At 44.4% G+C, this 1,051-nt stretch carries 1 protein-coding gene; it reads left to right on the top strand.

What is annotated here, in order from left to right; translation table 11 throughout:
- Nucleotides 1–72 precede the first annotated feature (72 nt).
- Nucleotides 73–723, top strand: a complete 651-nt coding sequence (locus DSM107010_RS37810) for an ATP-dependent metallopeptidase FtsH/Yme1/Tma family protein (RefSeq protein WP_127025447.1) — start codon at nt 73–75, stop codon at nt 721–723.
- Nucleotides 724–1,051 lie beyond the last annotated feature (328 nt).

The following is a 1,051-nucleotide window of genomic DNA, read 5'->3' as shown; positions in this document are numbered from 1 at the left end:
CCGCTCTGCTATTTCCAGAATTTTTAGCCCAAAGCGCTTCTTAGTATTTCATTATGCTTTTATTAGAGGCGTTTGCCCTGTGCGATCGATCGAATTACGATCGGATTGCCGCTGGCATCTTCTTTAGATGGTTGGCAAAAGCGGCTGACAGCTTACCACGAGATCGGACACGCTATATTAATGACGCTGCTGGAAAATGCCGCTCCTTTAAATAGAGTCAGTATTATTCCCCGTTCTAGTGGACTCGCTGGTTTTGCCCAAACCATCCCCGATGAGGAGAATGTGGATAGCGACTCGCTAAGTCGCGCTTGGATTTTGGATAACATTACGTACACTCTAGGTGGCAGGGCTGCAGAAGTTGAGATATTTGGTAGTGCAGAAGTCGCTACTGGCGTTAAAAGCGACCTAGAAAGGGCGACTTACCTAGCGCGGCAAATGGTACGCTACGGGATGTCTGACTTTAGGAATGTGGTGTTGGAGCCAACAGAGTATTTTTCAGCAGAGTATTCTGTAGAAATGGGAAATAAAATTGATCGCGAGGTTAGAGCGATCCTCGAAAGTTGCTACCAACGTGCCCGAACAATTATCCGCGAATACCGAGCTTTGATAGATCGCTTGGTAGATGTGTTGATCGAGCAAGAGACGATTGAAGGCGAGCAATTCCGGCAACTGGTTGAAGAGTATCATCGTAGTATTACAAAAACTGTAATTAGCAATGGATAAAAAGACTCAGGAAGTTGTGGGAATCCCTATCGATAGATTGCAGAGGCAGGATGAACGATTCTATTCAGCACAGAAGATAGCTCAAGCGGAGTTTATCTATCATTTTGCTACAGACAATACTTGATTTAAGCATACCTGTGCTTAGTTCTACCGCTCATATTTCCGGGGTAATTATCAGCTTTTCGAGCGGAATGTCGATCGAGCATGATTGGAAAGTTAGGTAGGTGCCAAGAGTGTAAAACAAGCCTGGTAGTCCTACACAAGTAAGGATGAGTTATAGTGATGAATGAAATACCAGATAGCTCCGATATGGTTATCCAACTTTTTC

The organism is Chroococcidiopsis cubana SAG 39.79 (assembly GCF_003991895.1).
Lineage (GTDB): Bacteria > Cyanobacteriota > Cyanobacteriia > Cyanobacteriales > Chroococcidiopsidaceae > Chroococcidiopsis > Chroococcidiopsis thermalis.
This window is presented reverse-complemented; position numbering and strand designations above follow the sequence as displayed.